The following is a 21,867-nucleotide window of genomic DNA, read 5'->3' on the forward strand; positions in this document are numbered from 1 at the left end:
GTCGCGAAAATCGCAAGGCCGATCGTCGATGGCGATTTGGGAACCCGGCTGTCTTGACTATCCTCCGCATGAGAACATAATAAGAACAAACGCGGTGCTACAGCCGCCCATCTGAACTGTGTGTTCTTATATCGTCCGATGGTCCATGGACCGCGGAGAGGAGAAGCTATGCGTCCGCTCAAAGCAGCGCTACCCGATGAACCCACTCCATCGTCGCCGGAGGCGGAATTCAACGACGTTCTTCGCTACCACGACGGCGACGCCGATGCAGCCGTGCGCACCTTGTTGGAGGATTGCCGGCATTTGCGGGAGCAGTTGGCATTGACACAGATGGGCATGAGCATCGGCTTTACCCGCGGGTGGAAACCGAGCTTTGACCGGGACTGACCGTCATGCGGCACGACAAGAGCATAGTGCTGACGCCGAGCGTCAGGCCACAATTCGACTACGAGACGTTGAGCGCTCTTCCGGAATGGTTCGTCATGGTCGCCCGGTGCGGCGCATGCGGCCACGAGGACGAGCTAGACCGGCGCGCAATCGCGCGTCGATTCGGCAGGAACGTCGAACTGGTTACGCTGCCGATGCGCCTTCGCTGTCGCCCCCCTTGCGGCAATCGCATCGGCAACCGACTGTTTCTGAGGAAGCTGGGACGATGAGGAAAGGTGCCCAGACCGGTCGAATGCATCCGAGCATTGCCGGGCATCTTCCCAGAATGTCGTCTGCGGTGGTGCTCGGTCAATTCATCAAGATCACCTGCCAGCACTGTAGAGTGACACATCGCTATGACCCCGGCGATTTGATCAAGATTCTCGGTGACGTTCCCTTCCTGAATATTCAGGAGAATTTCCATTGCTCGAAATGCGGCAAACGGGATTACATGAGCGCCAAACTGGAGACGCCCTGCGCGCGCGAACGTGTCGGCATGACGGTGCGCAGACTGATCGAGATCAGGACGGTGCAAAGGCCCGTCTGGAAAGATGTCACGCTGTAGGGAGCGCGCAATGTGTAATCTGTACCGGGTCTATACCAGCCAGGAAGAGATCCGCGGCGTCACGCGCGCGATGGTCGACAGCATCGGCAACATGGAACCGGAGATCGAAGTATGGCCCGACCGCATGGCGCCGATCGTGCGCAATACGCCGGCCGGCCGCGAGCTGGCGATGGTGCGCTGGGGGCTGCCGAGCTCCAGCCAAGCGCTGTTCGAAGCGGCGACCAACCGCGCCAGCAAGCTGCGCGCCAAGGGCAAAGATGTCGACTTCCAGCAGTTGTTGAAAATGGAACCGGACGGTGGCACCACAAATGTCCGCAACACGGCGAGCATGCATTGGAAACGCTGGCTGGGCGTCGACAACCGCTGTGTCGTGCCGATCACCAGCTTCGCCGAACCGGACCCCGCCAACAAGGTCGAAGGTGAAAGAACTCCGAACGCGTGGTTCGCCAACAGCCCGGAGCGGCCGCTGATGTTCTTCGCCGGCATCTGGGTGCCGCAATGGGAAAGCGTCCGCAAGATCAAGGAAGGCCTCATCACGGCCGACCTGTTCGCAGTCCTGACGACCACGCCGAACGCGATCGTCGAGCCGATCCATCAAAAAGCCATGCCGGTCTTGCTGACCGAGCGAGACGAAATTGAGACTTGGCTGACCGCGCCGTGGGACGTGGCAAAAGTTCTGCAACGTGCCTTGCCCGAAGACCGGATGGTTCTGCTGCCGCCAGGAGGTTGACATGCCTGACGAGCGGACCAACCCACCGCCAGCGGCGCCTGTGCACTTCGATCACTACTGCGATTATCCTGGCTGCGTGAAGTGGGGCGCCTTCGGCAAAGAGCGTGGCCATGGCATCACCGAATGGCGCTGCGGGGAGCACTTGGCTGCTGACTACTGGGATGGGCGATCCAGCCCGCGAAACTGAGCGATCCGGCTCAGAGGAACAAATTGGGCGATCCTCACGTTTCCGAGCGAAAGGAGGGCACCGTGACGGCGCCAGAATCGGCCGACCAAACCGCATCACCTCAAGCAAATTTTACAATCCGGCTTATGTTAGGACGACCCATGCCTAACCTCAGTACAGCGCAAGGAAAAACGACAGAGACGAATATTGGTCCGTGATTGACCGGACAGCCGACCTTTTATAAGGACATCCAGCTCGATTGTCTGGATTTCGATGAGATCGACGACATGGTCGATTGCCTCAACGGCCTGACCGCCCAACAGTGCCGTCGCTCTGCACCCCGAGCGGCGATGGATCCTTGTTGTGACCCCTCGTTTCGCAGCGATCGACCGGTTGCCCGAATGGGCCTCGAGAGCCGGGCCGAAGGGCCGGTTTTCAACTTCTGCGTTTGAAAAACAATCAAAACTTGCAACAGGAAATCACCTTTGCGCACCTCGCCATAACAGCGTGAAGCAGCGGCAGGAGCGTAGTCTATGAGGTTCATCGCTGAAGCCGGTTCCTTCGCTCGATAAGAAGCTCGTGCTCGACAAGTCGCTTTCCGGCGTCAGTAAGACCTGCTTCGTCAGTCAAGCCAAGCTCCCGGCATTTTCGGTCGACATCGTCTGGGAGGGTTGCGCTCTCATGGTCGTAGAGGCGCACGAGACTGTCCCATTCTCTGTAAGTGAAGTCCCACCTAGTCGTCATAAATGTGCCTCCCACTGTCGAACCGATCAACGATAGCACGCTTTTGCTTTTTGAAGAGGTTTGAACAGCTGTCATCGAATGGGCGCTCAAATACGTTATCACACCGGCCATCATCATCGGTGAATACCAAGGCGGGGCACACTATCGGAATGCGGCGGCCGCGCGCGATGCCGTCAAGAAAGAAGCGCTGCGACGGGCCGGGATCGGCTACAATGAGGTCGTGGCTGGCCAAACGACGCCGTCGGAGCTTCGGCGACTCGTCGAGAAGCTAGTGGACAAGCCGGCTGGCGACTAGCCGCCCTGACCTTGGTCTGCCCACGCCAGCCTTCTCTGTGGTTCACCGCGCCAGCGAGGGTTTGGCTGATGCCTAATCGGTTGCCCCAGCATGACCTCGGGGCTGAAGATCAAGTGCGTTCGCCGCGATAATTTCGCAATCGCCGGTTTCGAGCCGTCAACGGTGCGAGGCGCGATCGGTCGGCTGCTATTGGCCGCGCGTAAGGACGGGAGCCTCGTCTATGTCGGCCCGCGTCGGCAATCGTCCGAGATGCTGCGCGAGCTGCTGGAGCAGATCCCGACAAAGACACCGGCGGTAAAGCTCGGCCGGAAAAATGCCGTCTTCACGCGGCCGATGCTCGCCACCGATATCGAATATCGCGCCTGGACGGAAGTTGGCAAGCTGCGCCATCCGTCCTTCAATGGTTTAAGCGAGGATGCCGATCTGTCGTCGGTATACGCGCTGTCCGCCACCCTCACGGAGGCAAGGGTCTCGGCGATTTCCTGATGTCCCTGCGTCGATCCTCGGCTTCCATAATCGCCATCGTGACCAGGTAGTGGAGCACCTCCAGGCCCCGCTTGTTTTGAATGATCTGCTGGGTGGTCGTCAGCAGATCAAATGCCATGTCCAACTCATGCATGTGTGCCTCCCTTAAAACGGGAAACAGCATAGCACGCACGGTTGCATTGGTAACAACGACACAATCGTGGTAGCCGCGGATTCGCCTAAACCCCGCCGCAGCCAGGAGCGGAAGCGTTCAGAGGACGAAGAAGCCTTTGCTTAGCGTCACCGCATCATCCAGGTGAAGTGCAAAGTCAGCCACTTTGTCGCCGTTCACATCGCCGTAGATGTACGTGTCCGAGGCTTTCTTCTCGAAGCGCAACTCACCTGCCTTCCCGTGAAAGGTCGTGGTGCCGATGAAACTGAACGCCTGATTGCCGGCAGTCCCAGTATTCGCATCGATATCCGACAAATCGATTTTGTCACCAATCGTCAAATCGCTGACTGTGTCTAGGCCGACGCGTGAGTTCGACTGCAAAGCGGAAGTGTAGACAAACGTATCGTTGCCGGCTCCCCCCAACAGATGGTCGACACCGAGACCGCCCAGCAGTTTATCAGCCCCAGAACCTCCGCTAAGTGCATCGTCACCGCGGCCTCCCGAGAGATAGTCGTTGCCAGAGAATCCAAAGAGCGCGTCAGAATACTCGCCGCCGAAAATATTGTCGGAACCCGAGAGCATAGACGTCACCAGCTGTTTGGCTTCCGAGAAGCTTCCAGATTCCACTGCACTCACAATAGATTGGACAGACAGTCGCAGACCGCTGAGTGAAAAAAGCGTTTCACCACCGTAGGTTTCCGAAATGCTCTGTATTTCTCCGCCGGTGATGCCACTACTATTGTATGTGAAACCAGCCCCTATGATCGTAATTTTCACCCCGCCAATGTAGCCCACGATCGTGGTGCTGTTGTATTTGCTAATATAGGCGTCTGACAGGTCAGACACCGCAAAATCAAAATCACCCATATCGATGCTGTAGCCGGCACCCATTCTCAAGGTTATACCCATTATCGTCCCCAATATACTGACAGCTCACGCTTAAATTGTTCTGCCGCTTTGATCAATCGCAAAGGGGCAATGGTCGGGTGAAAGAACCATCTAAGATTGATTTGAAGGCGCGGACCTGCCGCGGCGTCTCGGCAAGTTGAACCAATAACGAAATCATTTCCGCATTGGCGCACTCGAATTTCGGCAACTCAACAACCTATCAGCGTTCTGACAAACTTGAGATGTCAACTCTTCAGCTGTGACAGAAGCATCGATGGGACCGCCTCCCGCAGTCGCCACGTCACGGTAATCGGCATTTCGCCTGTCGAGCGAAGTCAACTTCGCCACAATAGATGAACGGTGCTGGCCTGGGTCCGATTTTCTTCGTCTTTCGGACGAGCAAGTGAATGTGAAGACCCAGTGCTTGATGGTCTCGGATCATCTCCCCGTGCTTGAATTGTTGCTTCGTCCTATTCTGGCTTTGCCAGGAGAATTCCGTGGCCGAAATAAAATGGTCGGTATAGCGATGCTCGTCCATCATCCCCTCTTTCTCCAAGGTGACGAGCAGAAAGATGTGAGGCGGTTTTGGCACAAAACCAGCAGGGCGGTTCACAATAGGCCGGACTCTAATCCAATCTGGAGGAAATTCGCAGTGGCAGGTCAGCACGATGTAGTTTTGCCTGTTTCACTCGTGCGCGATTGTTCTTTTTGGCGGTTAGGTAGCCGGCGCGTAGCCGTGGCGCTTTCGAGGGGATGAAGTCGCCTAGTATTTTTTAAAAGCCACGACGACAGATTGAAATGCGCTTGATTATGGTCTTCTTTTTTGGTGTAACCTCTCAGGGCTAGGGAAATGCTGGAGGACAAGATTTTGAGGTCGAACCTAATCTAAGGGGAGAATATTCATTTCACTGAATATTCAACTCAATCTTCTCGGTTAGAGAACGCAAATGGCATCGTTTCCTATTGCGCTACGAGACGGATTGAACCCAGGTCAATTTCCGCTGTAACAGCGTCCTTTACAGAGATGAAGGCCTTTAGCGCAGTTGCGTAAAGGCTGAACCGGTGTTGGACAAAGCCTGTTCGTCGGTACGTAGGTTGTTCGATGAATTCCAAGCCTGAAAATCCATCCCCAGAAAACATAAGCGAACTGACCGCCAACATCGTCACGGCATACGTGAGCAGACACGATGTTTCGCTTCAGGATCTTCCTGGCCTTATTGTTAGTGTCCAAAATGCGTTGGAGCAAAACCCTCGACACATCGAGGCACCTTTAATCAAAATACAGCAGCCGGCAGTTCCAATTAAAAAGTCAATCCAGAAAGACTACATTGTCTGCCTGGAGGACGGTCGAAAATTCCGTTCATTGAAGCGGCATTTAAAATCAAGCTATAACCTCACTCCTGACGAATACCGTGTCAAATGGGGTTTGCCACCAGAATATCCAATGGTCGCGCCATCCTACGCCACGGCACGCTCGAAAATCGCCAAGGATATTGGCCTAGGCGTTACAGTTTCAAAGCGCTCTACGAGGGCCGAGGAATAGCGATCTAGAGATCAGGGCGGCGGAGATCCGCCGCCCTGATCTCTATGAAAAAGGCATCGGCTCAAGCCGTCTCTCCGACGCCTTACAGAATGAGTTTATCCAAGCGTTTTCATTGTTATTGCTCTCCCCTGGGCTCATATGGATGAAGAAGTCAGGGGATACGACGCGGCAAAAATGCAACTCCGCGCCCGCAATGTTGAGTTCGCGAAAGTAGACGTAAACGTTTTCAGATATCGTCTGTATGTTTTGGATCAGATTATCCAAATCGTTACCCGGTAACGTCGATCCGAACTCGATTGGTTTTTTTTGCACACCGAGATCAAATTCCGGCCTGTTCGCCGCTTGGAAATTTTGTTTGAGTGCATTGCTGCCATAATCACGGCTACCAAAGAACTCCATCTGCGGTAGCAGCAGAGAAGTCTGCCAGGTTTCCGTAAATGCCTTCATGAGCGCCGTCTCCGCGTCAAAGTCAGCCGCACACCCACAAGAAAAATTTACAACGGCCCCTTCGCTTTTCGAGCTGTACTCACAAAATTGCACGCTCACGCCCCTTATGAATGAAAGGTCCAAGACTCGGATGTTGCCGTTCATCGCCATCTGGTTGTGAGTTGCGATAGCCTTCTTGTCCTTTAGTTTATCGGTAAAGGCCTGGATGTCATTGCACCGACGAGACACCCACATCGCTGTCGTGCACTGTCGCTCGACGAATTCAAGTAGCGCGCCCCGTAGCGCTGCTGCTCTGCTTCGATGTATGGCAGAACCAGACGTGTCCCTGACAGGTAGAAAGCTGGAATCGATCTGCCCATCAAAACTATGAAGGGACAGGAAAACGGCGGGGTAGTGGACTCTGTGGTCTGTCCCAAGCCGGGTGACCTCAACGAGGCGAAAAGAATGCGCTTCGATGTCGTCGCGAATGTTGTCGTTGCATGTCTGCCGGAGAGCCTGCACAAGTGCCTGCCTTTCCGACAGGCCCAGGCCCATATCAGCGATTGCCCCGGATTTTCTGTGTGTTACTGCTCTGAAGGCCGCATATCTTTCCAGATATTCACCGATCGCTTTTACTGCGACCCCGTCCCCAAATCCGAAACCATGCCCATTTACGGCGTTCACATCATCAGCGGAGTAAACCGTAGGTTCATGGATGCAAGCCGGATAAGCAGGCGTAACCCGATAGCGTGGCGTCTGTACCGCAAAACTGCGAAAGGACTGAAACATCAATGCTCTCCCGGGTATGCAAAGGCCTGGATAATGCCAGGTAAGAGAATTCGGCTATCCAAGCCACAATTCTTTGCCAGTGCATATTCAGAGAATCCTGAGAGCACTCTGGATCCGAGCCCGTGAGTTTGGGCAACCTGCAGCATTTGCTGGTACATTGATCCAATTTCCATCAGAGCTAGCCGGTAGCCTCTGGACCGGTACTTAAAAATCGCCTTTTTTAGATTTATAAAATATGCCACATAGAAGGCTGCGGCCTCGATCTTATAGATTTTCTGGAACTTCTCCCGATCGTATGCTCCAGGCAGCACCTCAAAAAAATTGCTGACCGGGAGATAGTGAAGGACGCTGAAGTCGGTAGCGCCGCCCACCGAATCCCCCAATATTGCAACAGTTTCAATACTGTACAATGCACCACCGGATGGGTAAGGTCTGCGGCCGCTGCTGTCTGCCCCGATTGCTTGAGCAAAAATTTGGGCAACAGTTGCGAAGTTGATCTGACGTGGACTTCCCGTAGAAACAGAAGGCCAGCGTATCACTGGATCTGTCCTCTCAAGACTCCCCTCTATGTTACCAGTGATATGGGAGAAGCGCGTTTCGAATGCTTCCGCACGTTTCAGATCCTCAAGCGTAAGGTATGGTTGGCTCAGTGAGTTTTCGAGCAGAGTGCCAGCTACGGAAATGGTGTGCTGGTGAAAAGTGCGAATTTCTGATTCCACCTCGGCATCAACAAACTGACTTGCATGCGCGATCTGGTTCAAGGAAGAGATTTTGACATGCCTCATGGGGGATCTCCTCTTTAAATCTCTCTGAGAGTGGAACTAAAATTGGAATGGACACCCCTGTGTCGTTCAACTCGACCGGTGTCCAGATTCAGTTCTATGACCGTGCTCAAGTCGTCTGGAAAGAGCGGCGATACGCCGTCTGTGAGCAAAGGCCGCATGCGAGTGTAAGCCAGGTGAAGGGCGGCGGAGATTTCGATGTCGGCGGACGGAAAGGTGGGTACCGACAACGTCTCGATTGCATAGGGATCAGTGAAAAAGAAATCGGCCCAGCTCGCAGGCTTGAATTTTGCCGAACGGTCGAGGCCCGCTAGATTGTGCAGGCCGCTGAAATGATCCGGCAGATCGATGGCAGGAGAGTAGAATCCATCGATTATGAAATGCCGAAAGACAAAATAGGAGTGTAACAATATGCTCTCCTTTTTCTCTTTGCATGCGCTGTAAATTTCCCTCGCAAGCTGTGGCTGATATTGATTCTGGATCGCAAGTACGAGCTCGGCGCCAGCGATATCGGAGACTTTCGTGCAGTAACGGCACGAAACCGCGTCACGGCTCAAGACCAGCTCCGCTAAGCCGGCTGCAATGGATTCCGAGGGCGAGAAAACGACGATGTTCTTCTTCTCGTCGATCCTTCGTAGCACCTTCAGGCGCTCCAGGAACTGCTGTGCGGCGCTTATCGGCAGCGCTTGTCGTTCCAAGAGTCTGCCAATGGCCTCTTCATGAATGTGAGGGTTCAGTGTCGACAGCTCGCCCAGCGCAGCAACGAGATTTGCATCCGTTACCCGAGCGGCACCGAGCGGCGTGAAAAGCTGCCACGCACCGTCGGTTGGCGTGGAACTCAGTATAAATGGGGATACCGAAAACATGAATGCCAACTTCCTGTGAAAAGGGTGGCGGCCCCGGACGGGGCCGCCTTGGCCCGGTTAGGCCGATACGGAGCTGGCGGAGCCAGACGACTTGCCAGAAGCGCCGCAACGGCTGCTGCTGTCGCAACGCGAGCATGTTGCAGCTGCGGTCTGGGTTGGTGTCTCACCGGCGTCGATGAACTCGATCTCGGTGCCAAACTGCGGCGGGTTAAGAATCTGCGAAGCCATCACTTACCTCCTGTGCTTGCATTCTGAGTGCAGCGATATTGCTGCCAAGAAATAGCTAGCATGGATTTTTTGTTGGTCAAGCAAAAACATCATGGTATCAAGTACATATCGAATGAAGCTACGAATAATAAAGTTGGTTATTCTTAGCTATATCATGAATATGCAATAGGAGTTGAATGATAATGGGTGATAAAGCAAACTTATTTGGCATAATAAACGATATGCTTTTGAAGAGCGGAAAACAAAGAGCTTTGTTTTCGTTGGTTTTGGCAACTATTACGTTTACAGCGATAGGCGCAGCGCTGTTCCCCATATTTTTCTCGTTAGGTATAGACGCGCTCACGAAGGGCGACGTTCAGGTTGAGCTGGGTACCAAATACATAATCGCATTTGGGATCGGTCTGACGGTTGTAGGTATTTTGGAGCAGGCCCAGTGGCTCACATTTGGACCTATGAATTTGCGTCTCCAACGACACCTTACAACGCATGTGTTCAGACATGCATTGTCGCTGCCGTATTATCGCCTGAAGAACTACACCACCTATGAGATAGGGAGGACCGTTGAGCGCGGACTTGATGCTGTTCGCGAAATCACGTCGAACTTGACGTTCTTTCTAATTCCGACGCTGATCGAGCTGGTGATAGCCGCTTCGGTTATTGCCTTTATGATCGATGCGTGGATAGCGCTTTTTCTGTTCTCTGCTCTCTTTTTGTACGGAGCCATCACCAATATCTCAGCCGCCAAAATCAGGAAGGCGACAGAAGGAGCGATGGAAACCGGTATTCAGGCTTGGAATTTCGGCCTCGACGGCGTGGCAAACGCGGAACTCGTGCAACAATCCAACATGGTGCCGGATTTCACGGAGCGCTTGAATGCAAAGCTAAAGATCAATGATCGCGCGTGGGCGGTGACTTTTAAACAGCGGGCCTATTTTGGAGTTCTTCAGGCCCTCGTGTTTGGCATTGTTGTTCTAGGCGTGCTCTGGCGTGGGGCTGTTGATACCAGTCGAGGGACAATGAGTATCGGAGAACTTGTTCTCCTGAACACCTACATCATCCGCCTGCTCCAGCCAGTTGAGACACTTGCCAGGGTTTACAGGGAAGTGAGCTCCTCCTTAGGTGAGGCGCGCCTATTGACAGATCTGCTTTCAGTGCCCGTCCCACAGATCGCTCAGTTCGATGCGGCAAGCAGCGATCCTGTATCGTTGATAGCGCGAAACCTGCTGCTTAAAATTGATGATCGAACATTGCTGGCTGATCTGTCCTTTACTGTTCCCAGCCACGGGCAGTTGTTCATCGTCGGCCCTTCGGGCGTAGGTAAATCGTCGCTTTTAAAGGTGATTTCATGCCTATCCGTTGCCAGTGGTGGCGACTATCTCATCAACGGGCAAAAGATAACCGAGCATAACGCAGCTATCTTCAGATCAAATGTCGCCGTAGTGCAGCAGGATTGCTTGCTATTCGACTGGTCAATATCTGAGAATATTGCCTTTGGAATAGAAGCGTCAGCCGAGGAGATTGAGAATGTAATTCGAAAGCTCGCGCTTGATGAGGTCGTTCAACGTCACCAAACTTTAGGTGAGCCAACTGTTGGAGAAAGAGGCAACCGGCTATCGGGAGGCGAAAAACAAAGGCTCTCCATGGCGCGCGCGTTGCTGACAAAGCCGCGTTTGCTAATTTTGGACGAGCCCACGGCAGCATTGGATGAAGCTAATCGTAAGCGGGTTTTGGATGCTCTCGCGGAATTGCAGCAGAGTTGCACTAGTATTTCTGTTACCCATGACCTCTCACTGCTCAATGACGATACGCAAGTGCTATTTCTGGCCCCTGCGCAGCAGTATTGGGCAGGCACCCATTCCGCGCTCCTCGTCAATAATTCAGAGTATCGAAAATTCGTTGAAGGTGAAGCCGGCACCCGACAAGACGCAGCTCTGGAAGCCAACTAACCCGCGGTGCTTGCTTTTTTGCCTCGGACCCGCCGACCTCGGCATCGGCCTAGTCAGCTAACGTTGCCATGTGGCATGAGCACCCTTGCGGCTGAACACCGTGCACTCATGTCAGACAGCACGAGAGAAGCATCGCGTGGTGGCAGCGGGAGTGTAGCGGCGTTGTTTCGTCAGGCATTTTCGGCTAAATCGAGGATGATGTCCGAGAACCCATCACAAATCGCCGCGGCAGCGCTTACCGATGCTCAGTGAGCGTTTGGACCACCTGCCGGACAACAAGCGCCGCGAGCTCGCTCGCGTCGCGCAGATTCTCTTCGACGAGTTCGAGGAAGCGCAGAAGGGCAAGCTTTCGGACAAGAAGAAGGGCGGCCGCATTCTCAAGCTGATCCTGTTCGGCTCCTATGCCCGCGGCGACTGGGTCGAGGACAGCAAGAGCGGCTACCGCTCGGATTACGATCTGCTCATCGTCGTCAACTATGAGAGCTTCGGCGAGGAGCACGAGGCGTGGGAACGAGCCGAGGAGCGCCTGTCGCAGGAGCTGATCATCACCCGCCGGCTCTCGACGCCCGTCAATTTCATCGTCCACAGCTATCAGGACGTCAATGATCAGCTTACCGCCGGCCGCCCCTTCTTCATCGACATCGCCCGCGACGGGATCGTGCTCTATGAAACGCCGGGTTTCCCACTCGCCTCCCCCAAACCCCTCGCACCAGAGGAGGCCCGCGCCGAGGCACAAAGGCATTTCGACCACTGGTTTCCAAGTGCGGACGCCTTCAAGGCCTCCGCCCTCTTCCTGATCGAACGCGGGAATTACAGCGAAGGGGTCTTCAATCTACACCAAGCTGCCGAACGGCTGTATCATTGCACCCTGCTCGTCCTGACCCTTTATAGTCCAAAGCTCCATCGTCTCGACAAGCTTCGCTCGCAGGCCGAAAGCGTCGATCCCCGCCTCGTAGACGTCTGGCCACGCGACACACGCTTTGCGAGGCGCTGTTTCGAAAGGCTTAGGCGAGCCTATGTCGAAGCGCGCTATTCGCCCAAATACACCGTCTCCGCCGAGGAGCTGGCCTGTGGTTGAGCGCGTGAAGGCCTTGCAGGAATCAGTCAACATCATCTGCACGGAGCGCCTGTCCTTCTGACGAGGTCCCATGCGTCCCGCGTTATTAAGGCTTAGCCGCCAATGCCGTCGCCAGGCCAACGAACTTCCTGCGGACATTTGGATCTTCAATCCTGGAAAAGGCGCGACTGAGGGCGAGACCCTCCGCCGTGTTGAAGAGAGCGACGATGTCATTGTCGGCATTCATGTCCGGCTGAGCGTCGGGCACCGCGCGCGGTCCGTCCTCAAAAAAGAAGGAAATCGGGATGCCAAGAATGATTGCGATCCCCTGCAACCGGCTTGATCCGACGCGATTGGTACCCTTCTCATATTTCTGGACCTGCTGGAAAGAGACGCCGAGTCCTTCACTAAGCGTTGCTTGGCTGATCCCCCTAAGCCTTCGTTGCATACGAATGCGATGGCCAACATGACATCAACTGCATCAAGTGTCTTCTTCGGAGAGCGTACTCCAAAATACTTCAATGTGGTGCATAGTGGGCGCTGAGGGCGGTACATACAAAAAGGGTAAGGCCGGTGACGGATGCAGTCAGCTTGATGAGCGCACAAGGTTTGGTCGAAGTAGACGATCCGGAATTTGACAGGCCGGTCTTCCGCCAGGTTTCGACGGCATCCTTACCGCAAAGGAGATGGATGAAAAGATCTCGGCCTGGCTCAAGAAAACGCGCGAGGCCAAAGGCATCTCCCGCGCCGATTTGGCGCATTTGCTAGGACTCTCGGTATCTGTTTACAGCAGGTACGAGCGGGGCTCAGAAGCTCGGATGTCGGTCCCGCGACTGATTCACCTCTGTGAGATCATGGGCTTTATGCCCCTCGATATGATCTTCGACACAGCGCCGCACTTGTGGGGCAAGACGCCTGAAGAAGCAGAGGATCGCCTGACATTGTTGCCGATAGCCGTAGGTCGGCATGTCGGCGATGATGGCCTTAATATCCTCCACCAGTTCCCGATCCGGGAGTGGTGGACGTCCTCTGGCTCTGGAAGGGGAATTTGCGGCACGCGCAGCGATATTCGACCGGGCGACACCTAGAGTTTCGCAGACGGCCTTCATTCCAAAATTCCCCTCGGAAGAGAGATCGAGCGCAACATCCGTTTTTTTTGGGCCTCCGGCGATTTCGAGGGCTTCCCTGAGGATTTCGCTCTCCATCGTCTTCTTGCCCAGCAGGCGCTGCAACTCCTTCACCTGGGCCTGAAGCGCCCGGTATTCGGATGCCGGAACAACCTCCTCTTCGGCGGCCGTCGCCGTCAACGCGCCTTGAGACGCCAGCCTGCGCCAGGCGAACAACTGGTTCGGCTGAATCCCATGACGACGGGCCACGATGCTCACCGTCGCGTCTGCCTCGTAGGTTTCCTGAATGATGGCCAACTTCTCCGCCGTGCTCCAGCGCCGCCGTCGTTCAAGCCCGGAGAGGACCTCTATCTTATGCTTGATGCTAGTCATAATACCGACACTACTCCTACACACTTAACTAAGTGGGGGAGCATGTCCGGGCCTTTCGGGCGCTAATTCAGCTTATCGAACGATTACCGCCCGACACCATGCGCGATCTGATCCGACTTCTGAAACGGATGACACCAGGCCAAGCGGAAGCTGTTGCCCAAACATAAGGGACGGCCGCTAAGCGGCCCCTCCTCCTTCCACATCGATGGTCCGTGCAGCCGGGAAGCAAAATGGCGGCCGCCCCACTCCGCGTTTACCACCAGGCTCCGGCCTTCTCTTCGGCGCAATGTGAAAGCGCGTTCAGGCCTCCGCCTGCTTCGCTCCGCCCAAGGGCGGAGTGGAAATCAGGGGTGGGGCGGGAATCTTCTGTTCAGGGCTGCCTTTGCAGGCACCTGCTGAACTTGGGCGCGACGCAGCAGAAATCTGGAACCTACACCGCCACTAGACAGAAACAAGCGACCGGAGTTCATGCATTGTTGCCAGCTCCGGGTGGGCTGACGCTTAAGCGTCGCATCATTTCTGAATCGATAGTCGATAATTGATTTCTCAAATGTCGTTGGACGGCGAAACCTTGAGCGGCCAAGCTTGGAACCATGACCAAGCACTGGTTCCGCCTGTCGACGCGCAATTCCACTAAGCTACGACGCGGCGGCACGCAACGAGATGGTCTGCGAGTCGCGCTGGGTTGCGATCGTCTGCGCGCGGAAGGTTACTCAACAGAAGAGCCGGCAACATCGGCCAATCAACGGCCAGCGAAACGCCGTCGCGCGGCGTCGGTTACGGGTGTATAGAGGGCGACGCGTGTCCCCTCGGGGTCTGAAAACTGCACCGTCCGGTTGCCCCATGGCAAATCCTTGGGTGGGTGCACGACAGTGACCTGGTCCTTGAGCCGTTCGAATTCCGCATCGACGTCCGGCACCATGAACTCGAGAATGGCTGTCCTGTTGGATCCTGGCTCAGAACTGCCCACGCTGAACAAGGCCACGGTTTCCGCGCTGCCTATTGCAAGGCTCGCGCCGGGGGTGACGATCTCGGCGAAGACGGGCGCAAGCCAGTCGGCCCGGCAGCCCGTCACAAGTTCATAAAAGGCCACCATGCTGTTGATATCCGAGGCGATGAGGCGGGTGGATGCTAACTTCATAATCTTCTCCTTGTGTGCGACCATCTCTTCCCTTGCTTTCGTGACAGAGCCGTGCTGACAGCGTGGTGGCAGCAGGAGTCATCAGGCATGCGAAAAGCAGATCGGCTTTTCCAGATCATCCAAATTCTTCGACGGTCGAGCCGCCCGGTGACCTCGTCTGAGCTTGCGGATGAACTTGAGGTCGCGCGGCGAACCGTCTATCGCGATATCGCACACCTGATTGCCCAGCGTGTTCCGGTCGAAGGCGAAGCGGGGTTCGGCTACGTGCTCGACCCGCGATATGACATGCCGCCGCTCATGCTGACCCCTGACGAGATAGAGGCCGTCGTGCTCGGCGTTCAAATGGTGGCAAGGTTGAACGACGCGGCAATAAGGAATGCCGCCACCGATGTGATGGCCAAGATCACATCGGTCATGCCGCAGAACCTTCTTCCCTATGTTGCCCAGCCCGCCGTCGGCATCAGACCGGATGATGTCGGCGGCGATGTGACACGCGACACGCGTCCGCTCAGGTTGGCCATCAGGGAGGGCCGCAAGCTCGAGCTCGACTATCGCGCGGCGGATGGGGCGATCACCAGCCGCATCGTGTGGCCTGTGCTTCTCGGCTATGCCGACACGCACAGCCTCTTGATCGCGTGGTGCCAATCGAAACAAGCCTTCCGGCATTTCCGCACCGAACAACTTCTCAAGGTTGAGATTCTCGATGAAATCATAGGCATGTCCAGGAGCAAGCTGCGGCAGCAATGGCAGCAGTGGCGCGATGCCGAAATGCGGAAATTTCGTGGGGCGCAATGACCGCCTCGGCCCAGCACAGGAAATCCCGGACGATATCGACGAGCGGCAGCAACGGGTCGCACTTTGCCGTCTGCGGGGGACTATCGAGCGGCTGTTGTGTAAGCTAAACCGCCCAAAAATCCCTACCGTGTGAAAGTTATCATGGCGCTTAGGATAACCCGCCCGATCGCTTAAGGTAGTATTTCGCCCCCTCCCTGAAATGACCCCATCATACGCATCAATTCAGTAGCGTTGCCGCCTGTTTTATGCGACAAAAAGGGGTCTGTTTGCGGCATCATCGAAACACAGGCAAAGCCGCCGTTTGCACGCTCAATTGGCTGATAGTGGCTCTGTAGAACGCAATCGCAAGTGCCGGACCAAGTGCCGCTCTTCCACGACTGCGTGTCACTCTCGCCAAACAATCAGTAAGCTGACGGATGAATCCCGTTTACTCTGACCTGCGGAGTCTAGGATGGAGATAGAGCCGCTACGGATGAAGAAAGTCCCGCTCCTCAGTGCACAAGCGCAGGCTGTACTTTTTCGATTTACCGACCGCCTGTACCGTGCATGCTCGTTGACCGAGGTTTATGACGCAGCCCTCGACGCAATCGCCGATGGCCTCAGCTGTCCGCGCGCCTCTATCCTCCGCTTTGATACTGAAGGTGTCATGCGGTTCGTCGCTTGGCGCGGCTTGTCTGAAAAGTACCGACTGGCTGTCGACGGCCACTCCCCCTGGCGGCCGGGCGATCACGAGGCAAATCCGATTTGCATCGAAGACATCGAGGTGGCGGACGAATCCGAAGGCTTAAAAGCGACGATCCGCAAAGAAGGAATCCGGGCACTCGCCTTCATTCCCCTGACGATTGATGGCTGCGTCATCGGCAAATTCATGGCCTATTATCGAACGCCCCACAGTTTCACGGATCATGAGATAGAGCTGGCGCTGACGGTGGCGCGGCAACTAGGCTTTAGCATTGCTCGCCACTTGGCCGACGATGACGCCCGTCGACTAATCTCTATTGTTGAATCGGCAGAGGACGCCATCCTGGCCAAGGATTTGCGCGGCATTATCACGAGTTGGAATGCTGGCGCCGAACGTTTGTTCGGTTACCAGAAGCACGAAGCGATCGGACAACCGGGGACAATGCTTATCCCATCGGACAGGCAGGACGAGGAACCGATCATCCTCGGGCGGATTCTTAACGGCGAACGCATTAACCAGTACGAGACCATTCGCCAACGCAAGGATGGAAGCCTGGTTGACATTTCCCTTACGGTCTCGCCGATCAAGGATTCGGCAGGGAACATTATCGGTGTGTCGAAGATTGCTCGCGACATTACCGAAAGGCGTCGGTCGCACGAGGAACAGTTACTCCTCCTGAGGGAAATGGACCATCGGATCAAGAACTTGTTTGCCGTGGCTGGCGGTATTGTCGCTCAGCGCTCGCAGCGCCCCGTCAGTGGTCGCGCTTGCCTCCTCGTTGCGCGACCGCCTCAACGCGCTCGCGCGCGCCCACGCGTTGACACGAGCTCGACCCGCGACCGATGACTATCTGGGGGATCCGGCCACAACGCTTCATGCGATTATCCAGATTATCCTCGCGCCTTATGACTACAGCGGCGGTGAGCCGACACGCATTGCGATCGACGGTCCCGATGCCCCCGTGAGCGAAAAAGCCATCACACCCGTTTCGCTATTGATCTATGAGTTAGCGACGAATGCAGCCAAATACGGGGCACTGTCCACCCCTACCGGGCGCATAGCCATCGAATGTACCGAAGAGGCCGGCCGCTTGGTGCTCGTTTGGCGTGAAAACGGTGCACCCGCGATGACGAACGAGATGATCGAGGGGTTCGGAAGCAAACTCATTTCGGGCACCACGCAGCAGCTGAGGGCAGATCTGTCGAAGCAATGGACACCTGAGGGCTTGGTAGTCCGGCTGTGCATTCCGTTGGATAGCCTGGCACCATCAGCGACCAGAGAAGGCGGCCACGATCCCGGACCGGACCGGTCGCGTTAAGCCGGCCAGCCTTTCGCTCGCCAACCGGGCTACAGCTGACCGGGCGAAGCGCGACGGCGGCAAGGTCGAAGTCGAGCTCGCCACGTTGCGCCGGTTCCCCGAGCCAATTGCCTTCTCGATCATGGCGGAAGTCGCACCGTGCAACTTGGCAATGATCTCACCATTCACCGGATTCACGGAGAGGATCGGCTCGCGTCCGGCGATCTGACGGTCGAACTTGTCGACGCGATTTCATCCGAATTCGAAGGGTTGCGGGCGGATTTCAACCAGGCAGCCCTTCAGCTCGGCGCTCTGCTTGCCGACATTTCCTCCACCGCGGGCGTAATTGCCGGGGCGACGAAGGAAATCAATACCGACAGCGCCGATCTGTCCTCAAGGACGGAGCGACAGGCGGCGAGCCTCGAAGAGACCGCCGCCGCGCTTGAGGAAATCACCGGTAATGTCACCTCGGCTTCGGGACGGGCGGATGATGCCCGCAAGATCGCCGATATTGCCAATCGTAGCGCCGAGCGGTCAGAAGATATCGTCAATCGCGCCATCGAGGCGATGAGCCCGGATCGAGCAGTCCTCTGGTCAGATGTCGAAGATTGTCGGAGCGATTGATGAAATCGCATTTCAGACCAATCTCCTAGCCCTGAACGCCGGGGTCGAGGCCGCCCGCGCCGGCGACGCGGGCAAGGGATTTGCCGTTGTTGCGCAGGAGGTCCGCGAACTCGCCCAGCGGTCGGCAAAGGAAGCGCGCGACATCAAGCAACTGATCGCCAGCTCCAATACCGAGGTGGAAAACGGCGTGCATTTCGTTCAGGAGGCTGGCCAGTCGCTGAACGAGATCGGCACGCATATCCGCGAAATCCACCAGCTCATCCAGGCAATCGCCACATCGGCGCGCGAGCAGGCCGTTGGCCTCGCCGAAGTCAACGCCGCCGTCAACATGATGGATCAGTTTACCCAGCAGAACGCCGTCATGGTGGTCCAGACGAATGGCGCCAGCGCCAGCCTCGCCGAGGAAGCCGATCGCCTAGCCCAATTGCTCGGCCGCTTCCGCTATCCGTCATATGCGGCCCAGTCTCAGCAGGACCGGACGGCACAAGTCCCCCTCTTCGGATCGTCAGTAGTCGGTAGCATTACAAAATTGACGAAACAAACTGTGTGATGAGGATGAGAGCAGAGAAAATAGAAGAGCGGGGAGCATTGGCCTCCCGCTCTTTGCGGTTTGGGTGAGTGCGCAACTTCCGGTGAGAAAATGGGTTCCCTCCGAAATACAGATGAGGCCTTTCGGCCCCATCCTTGTGTTCAAGAGATCATCGGCAGCAATTGGTCGATGCTCTTCTTGGCATCGCCGTAGAACATGCGGGTGTTGTCCTTGTAGAACAGCGGGTTCTCGATGCCGGAATAGCCGGTGCCCTGGCCGCGCTTGGAAACGAACACCTGCTTGGCCTTCCACACCTCGAGCACCGGCATGCCGGCGATCGGGGAATTGGGGTCTTCCTGGGCGGCCGGGTTGACGATGTCGTTGGAGCCGATAACGATGACGACGTCGGCATTCGGGAAATCGTCGTTGATCTCGTCCATTTCCAGAACGATGTCGTAGGGCACCTTGGCCTCGGCGAGTAGCACGTTCATATGGCCGGGAAGACGACCGGCGACGGGATGGATGGCGAAGCGCACGGTCTTGCCGGCGGCGCGCAGCTTGCGGGTCAGTTCCGAGACCGACTGCTGGGCTTGCGCCACCGCCATGCCGTAACCCGGCACGATGACGACACTGTCGGCATCGTTGAGGGCTGAGGCAACACCGTCGGCATCGATGGCGATCTGTTCCCCTGATATCTCCATCGCCGGTCCCGTCGTACCGCCGAAGCCGCCGAGGATGACCGAGATGAAGGAGCGGTTCATCGCCTTGCACATGATGTAGGACAGGATCGCACCGGAAGAGCCGACCAGCGCGCCGGTAACGATCAGAAGATCGTTGCCGAGCGTGAAGCCGATGGCGGCGGCCGCCCAGCCGGAATAGCTGTTCAGCATCGATACGACGACCGGCATGTCGGCGCCGCCGATGCCCATGATCAGGTGATAGCCGATGAATCCGGCGAGCAGCGTCATGGCGATCAGCGTCCAAGCACCGGCACCATTGGCATACATCATCAGCAGCAGCAGCGAGAGGATGGCGGCGGCTGCATTGAGGAAATGGCCGCCGGGCAGCTTGCTTGCCTTACCATCGACCTTGCCGGCCAGCTTGCCGAAGGCGACGACCGAGCCGGTGAAGGTGACGGCGCCGATGAACACGCCGAGAAACACCTCGACCTTCATGATAGCCAGCTCGACCGGGCTCTTGTGGGCGAGGATGCCGGCAAAGCCTGACAAGGCCGAACGCGCCGCCTCGTCCATGCCGGCAATGTTGGCCGCCTCCATATGCGCGTTGAAGCCGATGAAGACGGCGGCCAGGCCGACGAAGGAGTGGAGGGCCGCGACAAGCTGCGGCATTTCCGTCATCTGCACGCGGGATGCGACATAGGTGCCGAGCACCGAGCCGCCGGCGATCATCATGAGAATGACGAACCAGTTGCCGACACCGGGTCCGAAAACAGTGGCAAATACAGCCAGCGCCATGCCGACAATGCCGTACCAAACGGCGCGCTTGGCACTTTCCTGGCCAGAAAGCCCGCCAAGCGACAGGATGAAGAGAACAGCAGCCGAGACATAGACGGCCGAAACGATACCAATGGTCATGATGGTGGCCTCTAACTCAGGACTTCTGGAACATGGCGAGCATGCGGCGCGTCACGAGGAAGCCGCCGACAATGTTGATCGTGGCGACCAGGACCGACAGCGCGGCCAGGATCACCACGAGCCAATGGCTTGACCCGACCTGAAGCAGTGCGCCGAGGATGACGATACCGGAGACCGCATTCGTCACCGCCATCAGCGGCGTGTGGAGGGAATGGCTGACATTCCAGATCACCTGGAAGCCGACGAAGCAGGCGAGCACGAAGACCACGAAATGGCTCATGAAGCTCGCCGGTGCGACGGAACCGACCACCAGCAGCAGAGCGGTCGCCACGAACAGCAGGATGCCCTGGCTCTTCGTCTGCGCCTTGAAGGCGGCGACCTCTTTTGCCTTTTTCTCCTCGGGCGTCAGTTCCTGGGCTTTTTCCTTCGGCTTCTGGGCGGCGATCGCCTGGATCTTCGGCGGCGGCGGCGGATAGGTGATCTCGCCATCCTTGGTGACCGTTGCGCCGCGAATGACGTCGTCATCCATGTTATGGACGATAACCCCGTCCTTGCCCGGCGTCAGGTCCGTCATCATGTGGCGGATATTGGTCGCATAGAGCGTCGAGGCCTGTGCTGCCATGCGGCTCGGGAAGTCGGTATAGCCGACGATGGTGACGCCGTTGTCCGAGACGATCTTCTGGTCCGGCACCGTAAGGTCGCAATTGCCGCCGCGTTCGGCGGCAAGGTCGACCACGACGGATCCCGGCTTCATCGCGGCCACCATGTCTTCCAGCCAGAGTTTGGGCGCGTCACGGCCGGGGATCAGTGCTGTGGTGATGACGATGTCGATCTGGGGTGCCAGTTCGCGGAACTTTGCAAGCTGCTTCTCGCGGAATTCCGGCGAGGACGGGGCGGCATAACCGCCGGTCGCGGCACCGTCCTGCTGGCCTGCCCCCTGACCATCGGCGAAATCGAGATAGACGAACTGCGCGCCCATGCTCTCGATCTGCTCGGCCACTTCCGGCCGCACATCGAAGGCGTAGGTGATAGCGCCGAGCGAGGTTGCAGTTCCGATCGCGGCCAGGCCCGCGACACCCGCGCCAATCACCAGCACCTTGGCCGGCGGCACCTTGCCGGCTGCCGTCACCTGCCCGGTGAAAAACCGCCCGAAATTGCTACCGGCCTCGATCACTGCGCGATAGCCGGCGATGTTGGCCATCGACGACAGCGCATCCATCTTCTGGGCTCGGCTGATACGCGGCACCATGTCCAGGGCAATCACGTTCGAACCGGTCGCCTTCGCAGCGTCCAAAAGGTACTTGTTCTGCGCCGGATAGAAGAACGAGATCAGCGTCTTGCCGGGCGACAACAGCGCCACCTCAGACGGCTCGGGCGGCCGAACCTTGACGATCACATCCGCCCCGGCCCAAACCGACGCCGCAGACGGCGCGATCTCCACACCAACAGCCCGATACGCGTCATCCGAAAACCCCGCCGCCAACCCGGCGCCCGTCTCGATCACGCAACCAAACCCAAGCTTCTGCAGCCCTTGAGCACTCTCCGGCGTCATCGCAACACGCGACTCACCGGGAAAAATCTCCCGCGGTGTCAATATCTTCATGTCATACCTTCCCT

The 21,867-nt window shown here is 56.8% G+C and carries 24 protein-coding genes and 3 pseudogenes; 15 read left to right on the forward strand and 12 right to left on the reverse strand.

All coding sequences use genetic code 11. The features are described from left to right. Window positions 1-168 precede the first annotated feature (168 nt). The 5 genes from JNB71_RS15115 to JNB71_RS15135 all read left to right on the forward strand — a co-directional run bounded on the left by JNB71_RS15115 (window position 169) and on the right by JNB71_RS15135 (window position 3,412). Entirely contained in the window at window positions 169-387 is a 219-nt protein-coding gene (locus JNB71_RS15115) for a hypothetical protein (RefSeq protein ID WP_220372621.1), read from the forward strand. A gap of 265 nt (window positions 388-652) precedes the next feature. After that, window positions 653-991, forward strand: coding sequence for a hypothetical protein (locus JNB71_RS15120; RefSeq protein WP_220372622.1), 339 nt, complete (start codon window positions 653-655; stop codon window positions 989-991). Window positions 992-1,001: 10 nt separating this feature from the next. Further along, window positions 1,002-1,721: an SOS response-associated peptidase family protein gene (locus tag JNB71_RS15125; RefSeq protein WP_220372623.1), complete on the forward strand. Its 720-nt coding sequence runs from the start codon at window positions 1,002-1,004 to the stop codon at window positions 1,719-1,721. 983 nt (window positions 1,722-2,704) lie between these two features. Further along, window positions 2,705-2,926 carry a DUF2726 domain-containing protein gene (locus JNB71_RS15130; protein ID WP_431029115.1) on the forward strand — a complete coding sequence of 74 codons (222 nt, stop codon included), beginning with the start codon at window positions 2,705-2,707 and terminating at the stop codon, window positions 2,924-2,926. A 90-nt stretch (window positions 2,927-3,016) separates the two neighbouring features. Further along, window positions 3,017-3,412: an ATP-dependent carboligase gene (locus tag JNB71_RS15135; RefSeq protein ID WP_220372624.1), complete on the forward strand. Its 396-nt coding sequence runs from the start codon at window positions 3,017-3,019 to the stop codon at window positions 3,410-3,412. Here JNB71_RS15135 and JNB71_RS15140 read toward each other — a convergent pair. The 3 genes from JNB71_RS15140 to JNB71_RS24810 form a co-directional block, all read right to left on the reverse strand. Next, the gene (locus JNB71_RS15140; RefSeq protein ID WP_220372625.1) at window positions 3,381-3,545 is read right to left on the reverse strand and encodes a hypothetical protein; all 165 of its coding nucleotides are present in this window, start codon (window positions 3,543-3,545) and stop codon (window positions 3,381-3,383) included. The genes JNB71_RS15135 and JNB71_RS15140 overlap by 32 nt on opposite strands. A gap of 117 nt (window positions 3,546-3,662) precedes the next feature. Beyond that, the gene (locus JNB71_RS15145; RefSeq protein WP_220372626.1) at window positions 3,663-4,472 is read right to left on the reverse strand and encodes a M10 family metallopeptidase C-terminal domain-containing protein; all 810 of its coding nucleotides are present in this window, start codon (window positions 4,470-4,472) and stop codon (window positions 3,663-3,665) included. A gap of 280 nt (window positions 4,473-4,752) precedes the next feature. Next, window positions 4,753-5,118, reverse strand: a complete 366-nt coding sequence (locus JNB71_RS24810) for a DUF3427 domain-containing protein (protein WP_431028977.1) — start codon at window positions 5,116-5,118, stop codon at window positions 4,753-4,755. Window positions 5,119-5,553: 435 nt separating this feature from the next. On the opposite strand from JNB71_RS24810, the gene JNB71_RS15155 reads away from it, so the two are divergent. Further along, on the forward strand, window positions 5,554-5,994 hold the full coding sequence (locus JNB71_RS15155) for a MucR family transcriptional regulator (protein ID WP_220372628.1): 441 nt from the start codon (window positions 5,554-5,556) through the stop codon (window positions 5,992-5,994). Between the two features lie 42 nt (window positions 5,995-6,036). Here JNB71_RS15155 and JNB71_RS15160 read toward each other — a convergent pair whose 3' ends face one another. Genes JNB71_RS15160 through JNB71_RS15175 form a run of 4 tightly spaced genes read right to left on the reverse strand, consistent with a single transcriptional unit; the run spans window position 6,037 to window position 9,085 of the window. After that, window positions 6,037-7,209 carry a YcaO-like family protein gene (locus JNB71_RS15160; protein ID WP_220372629.1) on the reverse strand — a complete coding sequence of 391 codons (1,173 nt, stop codon included), beginning with the start codon at window positions 7,207-7,209 and terminating at the stop codon, window positions 6,037-6,039. Next, window positions 7,209-7,994 (reverse strand): nitroreductase family protein, encoded by a 786-nt coding sequence (locus tag JNB71_RS15165; RefSeq protein ID WP_220372630.1) that lies wholly within the window; start codon window positions 7,992-7,994, stop codon window positions 7,209-7,211. Before JNB71_RS15165 ends, JNB71_RS15160 begins: the two co-directional genes overlap by 1 nt. A 14-nt stretch (window positions 7,995-8,008) precedes the next feature. Then, the gene (locus JNB71_RS15170) at window positions 8,009-8,857 is read right to left on the reverse strand and encodes an McbB family protein (RefSeq protein ID WP_220372631.1); all 849 of its coding nucleotides are present in this window, start codon (window positions 8,855-8,857) and stop codon (window positions 8,009-8,011) included. A 57-nt stretch (window positions 8,858-8,914) separates the two neighbouring features. Beyond that, window positions 8,915-9,085: a phazolicin family TOMM bacteriocin gene (locus JNB71_RS15175; RefSeq protein WP_220372632.1), complete on the reverse strand. Its 171-nt coding sequence runs from the start codon at window positions 9,083-9,085 to the stop codon at window positions 8,915-8,917. Window positions 9,086-9,267: 182 nt separating this feature from the next. Between JNB71_RS15175 and JNB71_RS15180 the strand changes: the two genes are divergently transcribed. After that, on the forward strand, window positions 9,268-11,031 hold the full coding sequence (locus JNB71_RS15180; RefSeq protein ID WP_220372633.1) for an ABC transporter ATP-binding protein: 1,764 nt from the start codon (window positions 9,268-9,270) through the stop codon (window positions 11,029-11,031). A 241-nt stretch (window positions 11,032-11,272) separates the two neighbouring features. Continuing rightward, entirely contained in the window at window positions 11,273-12,109 is an 837-nt protein-coding gene (locus tag JNB71_RS15185) for a HEPN domain-containing protein (protein ID WP_346657273.1), read from the forward strand. A gap of 85 nt (window positions 12,110-12,194) precedes the next feature. Here JNB71_RS15185 and JNB71_RS15190 read toward each other — a convergent pair whose 3' ends face one another. Continuing rightward, complete coding sequence (locus JNB71_RS15190; protein ID WP_220372634.1) at window positions 12,195-12,536, reverse strand: helix-turn-helix domain-containing protein; 342 nt, start codon at window positions 12,534-12,536, stop codon at window positions 12,195-12,197. 146 nt (window positions 12,537-12,682) lie between these two features. Here JNB71_RS15190 and JNB71_RS15195 point away from each other — a divergent pair. Continuing rightward, window positions 12,683-13,041 (forward strand): annotated as a pseudogene (locus tag JNB71_RS15195) (helix-turn-helix transcriptional regulator); the annotation flags it as partial. On the opposite strand, the pseudogene JNB71_RS15200 reads toward JNB71_RS15195, so the two are convergent. Then, a pseudogene (locus JNB71_RS15200) lies at window positions 13,033-13,587 on the reverse strand (transposase); the annotation flags it as partial. The pseudogenes JNB71_RS15195 and JNB71_RS15200 overlap by 9 nt on opposite strands. 56 nt (window positions 13,588-13,643) lie before the next feature. Between JNB71_RS15200 and JNB71_RS24470 the strand changes: the two are divergent. Continuing rightward, a pseudogene (locus JNB71_RS24470) lies at window positions 13,644-13,754 on the forward strand (transcriptional regulator); the annotation flags it as partial. Between the two features lie 575 nt (window positions 13,755-14,329). Here JNB71_RS24470 and JNB71_RS15205 read toward each other — a convergent pair. Further along, window positions 14,330-14,728, reverse strand: coding sequence for a VOC family protein (locus JNB71_RS15205; protein WP_220372635.1), 399 nt, complete (start codon window positions 14,726-14,728; stop codon window positions 14,330-14,332). An 87-nt stretch (window positions 14,729-14,815) separates the two neighbouring features. On the opposite strand from JNB71_RS15205, the gene JNB71_RS15210 reads away from it, so the two are divergent. The 5 genes from JNB71_RS15210 to JNB71_RS24820 all read left to right on the forward strand — a co-directional run bounded on the left by JNB71_RS15210 (window position 14,816) and on the right by JNB71_RS24820 (window position 18,676). Further along, on the forward strand, window positions 14,816-15,523 hold the full coding sequence (locus tag JNB71_RS15210; protein ID WP_220372636.1) for a helix-turn-helix transcriptional regulator: 708 nt from the start codon (window positions 14,816-14,818) through the stop codon (window positions 15,521-15,523). Window positions 15,524-15,974: 451 nt separating this feature from the next. Then, entirely contained in the window at window positions 15,975-17,051 is a 1,077-nt protein-coding gene (locus JNB71_RS15215) for a PAS domain S-box protein (RefSeq protein ID WP_220372637.1), read from the forward strand. Between the two features lie 115 nt (window positions 17,052-17,166). After that, window positions 17,167-17,523 (forward strand): hypothetical protein, encoded by a 357-nt coding sequence (locus tag JNB71_RS24645; protein ID WP_262927104.1) that lies wholly within the window; start codon window positions 17,167-17,169, stop codon window positions 17,521-17,523. Between the two features lie 138 nt (window positions 17,524-17,661). Further along, a complete protein-coding gene (locus JNB71_RS24815; RefSeq protein ID WP_431028984.1) occupies window positions 17,662-18,126 on the forward strand; it encodes a hypothetical protein in 465 nt (154 codons plus the stop codon). Then, the gene (locus JNB71_RS24820; RefSeq protein WP_431028986.1) at window positions 18,101-18,676 is read left to right on the forward strand and encodes a methyl-accepting chemotaxis protein; all 576 of its coding nucleotides are present in this window, start codon (window positions 18,101-18,103) and stop codon (window positions 18,674-18,676) included. The genes JNB71_RS24815 and JNB71_RS24820 overlap by 26 nt, the downstream gene beginning before the upstream one ends. 140 nt (window positions 18,677-18,816) lie before the next feature. On the opposite strand, the gene JNB71_RS15230 is transcribed toward JNB71_RS24820, so the two are convergent. Both JNB71_RS15230 and JNB71_RS15235 read right to left on the reverse strand, forming a co-directional pair. Then, a complete protein-coding gene (locus JNB71_RS15230) occupies window positions 18,817-20,250 on the reverse strand; it encodes an NAD(P)(+) transhydrogenase (Re/Si-specific) subunit beta (RefSeq protein WP_220372639.1) in 1,434 nt (477 codons plus the stop codon). 16 nt (window positions 20,251-20,266) lie between these two features. Further along, complete coding sequence (locus tag JNB71_RS15235) at window positions 20,267-21,853, reverse strand: Re/Si-specific NAD(P)(+) transhydrogenase subunit alpha (RefSeq protein ID WP_220372640.1); 1,587 nt, start codon at window positions 21,851-21,853, stop codon at window positions 20,267-20,269. Between the last annotated feature and the right edge of the window lie 14 nt (window positions 21,854-21,867).

The sequence above is a fragment of the Rhizobium herbae genome (genome assembly GCF_019511375.1).
Classification (GTDB): Bacteria; Pseudomonadota; Alphaproteobacteria; order Rhizobiales; family Rhizobiaceae; genus Pararhizobium; species Pararhizobium herbae_A.